General features: G+C 62.6%; 6 protein-coding genes. All 6 read right to left on the minus strand.

Annotated features, from left to right (window positions below; translation table 11 throughout):
• Positions 1 to 224: 224 nt before the first annotated feature.
• The 6 genes from ABIE58_RS19930 to ABIE58_RS19955 all read right to left on the minus strand — a co-directional run bounded on the left by ABIE58_RS19930 (position 225) and on the right by ABIE58_RS19955 (position 4,634).
• Entirely contained in the window at positions 225 to 389 is a 165-nt protein-coding gene (locus ABIE58_RS19930) for a type II toxin-antitoxin system RelE/ParE family toxin (RefSeq protein ID WP_354546365.1), read from the minus strand.
• Positions 376 to 675 carry a type II toxin-antitoxin system RelB/DinJ family antitoxin gene (locus ABIE58_RS19935; protein ID WP_044353023.1) on the minus strand — a complete coding sequence of 100 codons (300 nt, stop codon included), beginning with the start codon at positions 673 to 675 and terminating at the stop codon, positions 376 to 378. The genes ABIE58_RS19930 and ABIE58_RS19935 overlap by 14 nt, the downstream gene beginning before the upstream one ends.
• Before the next feature lie 104 nt (positions 676 to 779).
• Positions 780 to 1,436, minus strand: a complete 657-nt coding sequence (locus ABIE58_RS19940) for a DUF6927 domain-containing protein (protein WP_354546366.1) — start codon at positions 1,434 to 1,436, stop codon at positions 780 to 782.
• Positions 1,436 to 2,029 (minus strand): regulator, encoded by a 594-nt coding sequence (locus tag ABIE58_RS19945; protein ID WP_276154153.1) that lies wholly within the window; start codon positions 2,027 to 2,029, stop codon positions 1,436 to 1,438. Before ABIE58_RS19945 ends, ABIE58_RS19940 begins: the two co-directional genes overlap by 1 nt.
• Before the next feature lie 76 nt (positions 2,030 to 2,105).
• The gene (locus ABIE58_RS19950; RefSeq protein ID WP_354546367.1) at positions 2,106 to 4,088 is read right to left on the minus strand and encodes a ParB/RepB/Spo0J family partition protein; all 1,983 of its coding nucleotides are present in this window, start codon (positions 4,086 to 4,088) and stop codon (positions 2,106 to 2,108) included.
• Positions 4,089 to 4,244: 156 nt separating this feature from the next.
• Complete coding sequence (locus tag ABIE58_RS19955) at positions 4,245 to 4,634, minus strand: DUF3768 domain-containing protein (protein WP_354546368.1); 390 nt, start codon at positions 4,632 to 4,634, stop codon at positions 4,245 to 4,247.
• Positions 4,635 to 4,771: the final 137 nt, after the last annotated feature.

Genomic DNA, 4,771 nt, shown 5'->3' on the forward strand with positions numbered 1-4,771 from the left:
CTATCCATGCCACAGGTCTCCGACGCCGTCTTGCGATCCGAGCCTTCCAGAACCAGTGCAATCGCCAGCATCCGACGCGCCGCCTTCGCATCCTTCGTCCGCGCCGCCACCGCTCGAAGATCGCCAGCCGACAGGTCTTTTCGTGTGATTTCAACTGCCATCAAAGCCTCCATCATTTGAAGACAGTGATTCAGATTTTTCGCCAGAAGGGAATCCTCTGCGAGTCAAACAATCAGGCCATTGGTATGAGGGCGTTCTGGAAGGAGGGACGTCTTGTGTTCAATCTCGTCTTTGAGAACTTGGGCGGCATCCGGGTTGTCGTCAGAGATGTAGTCAATGATTGCCAGCAAGTCGGCTATGGCCGTGGCTTTCCATTCAAGATTTGGCAAGGCGCTTCCCGTCAATCAATGCCTGGGCGTCTTGCATCGCCTTGGCATGGGGCGTTGTGGGCCTTGGATCGTCCAGCGCTTCCTGTACCTTCGCCCTGAACCAGGCGTCATAGGCATCCGGATCAGCGGTCAATCCGGCAGGCAAGCCGCCTTCTGCGGCTACGCGGGTCAAAAGAATACGCACCGCGTCGGAGAGCGTCAGACCGACGCCCGCAAGTGCGTCCGAAGCCTGTGCTTTCAGCTGATCGTCAACACGGACATGAAGCATGGATGTTTGGGCAGGCATGGATGGTCCTCCAGTTGATGGGAGTGATGTATCTCATTTGAGATACGAATTCAAGTCGGCAGTATGTGCGCGCGTGGTCCCGTGGTGTTGTCTCAGCGGGAAACTCAGCCACCCTGCCCCGCCAGGAACTCCGCCAGCACAGGACTGGCCGCGACTTTCGCAGAGCTGAGCAGCTCCGAGCCCGCAAGCGAGGCCTTCGACAGGCGTACGAGCCCACCGGTTTCCTCGATGCGGTAGCAGCGGCGTTTCTGCCGACCCCGCCTGTAGTGCGTCGCGGTGACTATCTGGCAGGTACTGCCATCGGTGAGCGTCACAGGTGCTGCGAGCTTGATCTTGTCGCCTTCCTCGTAGTCCGGGATCGCAGCCCAGTCCTGGCAGCGCTGGCGCCAGGCATGAGCATAGCTGTCTGGGTCTTTCAGCTCGGACAGCAGGGCCAATAGGCTCAGTGGCGCGCGGGATTCGACCGGTCCCGCGCTTTCCTCCATGTCCTTGTAGCCCCAGCAGCCGTCATCGTATCGGGTGAGGAAGACAGCGCCAAAAGTGATCGACCCGTCCGCATCGGTCACATAGGTCGTGTCTTCGACAGGGGTGCCGTCGAGATTGATGACCTTTGCCGCCGCGTACCAAGTCGAACCCACCTTGCAGGCTTTGACCAGTTCCGTCTTGCGCCTTTCGCCCTCGAAGGTGCACAGCCGAGCAATCTCCGCTTTCTCATCCGCGTACGTCTGGACGCGGCCGTCGGTGTAGAAAAGCCATCCCATCACGCCGCCCTCCGGTCATCGATTTCCATCAGCGCATCGAGCGGCACGCGGTAGGGCTGCATGGCGTCGAAATCCTCGCAATTGCCGCAGTTCTGCACGATCGCGAAGGTGTCGCAGGCATCCTTGAGAATGACCCGGAAGGTGCCGCCGAGGCCCGAGGGCACCTCGTAGGTCCCGCCGATGAGATAGTCCGAAGCCCGGCGCACGAAGACGCGGATGCTGTGGCCATCGGTGGCGAGCCGGATGGCCCCCCGCCCCCGGTCGATGAGCACCTGCACGTCATCCAGGATGTCGGTGTAGAACTGGCCGGTCAGATCGCGAAACGCCATGCGGCGCTGCGCCATCCAGTCGGTGTCCCGAAACGGGTTCATGCCTTCGGCGAAGGCGAAGGACGGATCGGCCTGTTCGGTGGTGACGATGCGGGTGGTCGTGCCATCGATGCCGTTTGAGCGCAGATGCACACCATTGCCGACGATCAGGATCAGGGCGGGCCTGTCCACGGGTCCGTTCCAGTTGGGCAGGAAGGTTTTGCAGGCGCGCGCATGGGCGATTTGCGCCGCGACAGCGGAGGCAGAGAACTTGAGAATAGCCATGGGGATGTCTTTCTGTTCGGTTTGGAAGGGTCGACCCGCGCGGGTGGCATGATCCACGCGCGGGTCGCGTGAGGACTCAGGCCGCTTGCGGGACCTCGCTGTCAGGCTCCGGGGTTTCCGCAGCGGGCTCCGCCTCATCAGAGGCGACACCGTTGGTCTGCATCATCGGCGGGCACCAGGCGGTCACGGCAGCGCGCTGCGCGTCGGTGAGGGTGGCGAAGGGTTCGGCGAAGAGCTTGTCGCAGAAGGCGACGATCTCCTTCTTGCTCGACGAGGCCAGCGTCACCGCCTCCTGGGCGAGACCCAGATCCTCGCCGAGGATCTTCAGGAGCCAAGCCTTCTTGAAGCGGTTGAAGAGCGCCGCATTCGGCGTCCAGTGGGCGCGGATATCGGGCATGATCTCGATCTCGAACGCATGCATCAGGCTGTCGCGCTGGCGATCCCGGGCAAAGCAGGACTGCGTGGTGCTGGCCGTGGCATAGGCGACGAGCTTGGCCTTCTCGCCGACCTCCAGCGCGCGAAACGCCGCGAACTGATCGGCGGGCGCGCGGGTGTCATCGAGCCAGGAGAGCTCAAGCACATCATGCGCCGCCGCCACCTGCTCGAGCGAGGTCTCGTCGATCTCGTCCATCTTGGCATGGCTGCGGTATTCCTTGCGGGCATCGATTTTGATCGCCTGCGTGACACTCATGCCGCTGGCCAGAACGTCACTGACCAGCTTGAAGAGCGTCAGATCGAGTGTGGCCTCCGGATGCAGCGCCATCGCGGCCCCAAGCGCCATGGCTCGCTCGGTCTTGAGGTCCTCAGCCAGCGAGGCCGGGTAGGTGATTTCGCCAGGGTCCGGGACTACCTCCCCGGTCGGGCTAGCCGAGGAGCCGCGCGCGCCCTCCTCTTTGACGGTGTCTTCCGGGCGGACGAGGCCAACATGGAGCGTGATCTGCCCACCCTGCCACGACGCGATCACCCCAGACCGCGCGAGGTCCTCGGTGCTGTAGGCCTCCTGCAGATCGCGTGCTTCCTCTTCCAAGGCGTCCACGCGCTCGTAAAGGGCATTGTAGGCACCGTCCTCGAGCCCCTCATCCTCCATCTCGAGCTGCAATTTCTCAAGCTCGGCGGTGATCTCATCGATGCGCTTCTGGGCAGCCTCGTCGGGCTCGATCGGGCCGGGATAGACGCGGCCGTAGTCAGCCATGGTCGCGTAATCATAGCGGACCATCGCATCGGCCCAGGCAAAGCCCAGCCTCATGCGGGCCTCTTCGGCAGCGGCACCGAGCTTCTCGAGCAGGATGGTCTCGACCAGTGCTGCATCCTCGAGCACGGAATGCTCTTCCAGAAGGTCAGCCGCGACAGCACCGCCACGCGCCTCGTAGTCTTCGCGCACGAAAGCCCCGATATCATCGCTGACCTGCACGCCGCGGGATTTGAGGGCCTGACGCACGGTATAGGCCTGCAGATAGCCGCCGTCTTTCGTGAGCGCCTCGTAGACCTCGCGCTGCGCCTCCTGGCTCGGGTGCTCGGCGAAGGCTTTCATCGTGTCGAGCGTGATCACCTTGCCCCGGGCCGCGGCGCGGATGTCGGGGTGGATAAGGCCATAGCGCAACCGGCCTTTCACGGCGGCCACCGTGGTGCCAAAGGTCTTTGCGATCGTCTCGGGCGTCTGGCCGTCGACCTCCATCATCCGAGCGAAGGCCTCGAACTCGTCGATGGCATTCATCGGTGCCTGGGTGATGTTCTCGGCGAGCGACAGTGCCGTGGTGACGTCGCAGTCTTCCGGCACAAGGCGGCAGTCCACCTTGGTCTTCGCCGTGAACCCCTTGGCGGCCTTGTCGGCAACCAGCGCCTTTAGCGCGGCATGGCGCCGTCCGCCGGCGAGGACAGCATATTTGCCGTCAAGCTTCTGGACCAGGAGAGGCTGGAGCAGGCCCAGAATAGCAATACTGGCCTTCAGATGCGCGATGTTCTCGGGGTCATAAGTTTCCGGCGCGTTGCTGCGCACATTGGCGGGATGCGGGACCAGATCGCCGATGGCGACGGTGAGAGGGGCAAAGCTTGTGGTCATGGGATATCCTTCCAGGTGGGTGAGATGCGGCCCGCGCGCTTGCGCGCGACCAATCCCCGGCTTCAGGGATCACCACGACAAAAGGCCCACTTTCCCTTTGAGGGGTCAGTGGGCCTTCATCGCCTGGGGTGTCAGGAGGGGGTGTCCCCTGCCCTTCTACCAGTCGCGCGCCAGCATGATGGTCAGCACGCGCATGGTGGTGGCAGGATTGTCCGGGGTCTCAGCCCCGTAGCGGAAATCCGAATCTGTCTCATAGAGATCGATCTTCCAGAACACGGTCTCGCCGCGGATCTCGACCGCCCCGAAATCGTGCCATCCCTCGGGATCATTCTCAGGCTCGAATGTTGCAAACTCACCAGTGGCCTTCACCGCCTCGGCCATGAAGCCGTCGCTGGCCTCCATAAGCGAGCGGGTGACATGCATCCGGCCCTGGATGGGCTGGGCGGGCGGCACTCCAAGGCATGCGAGCTTGCGAAACGCGTCGTTCTGCGCCGCGATCACGGTCGGATCGGGACGGTCTGGCAGGGGTTGTGCGGTGATGGTCATGGGGCTCTCCTTTGAGAAGTTGAAACACCCTTCCCAAAGCCTGCTTCCGTAATGGGGCGGGCCTCTGTCAAGGGTTTCGGGCAAGTCAAAAATCACGGCGAAGATGTCATTCTTCACCGAGTTTTAAGGCACAAATT

The organism is Roseovarius sp. MBR-78 (assembly GCF_040547535.1).
Lineage (GTDB): Bacteria > Pseudomonadota > Alphaproteobacteria > Rhodobacterales > Rhodobacteraceae > Roseovarius.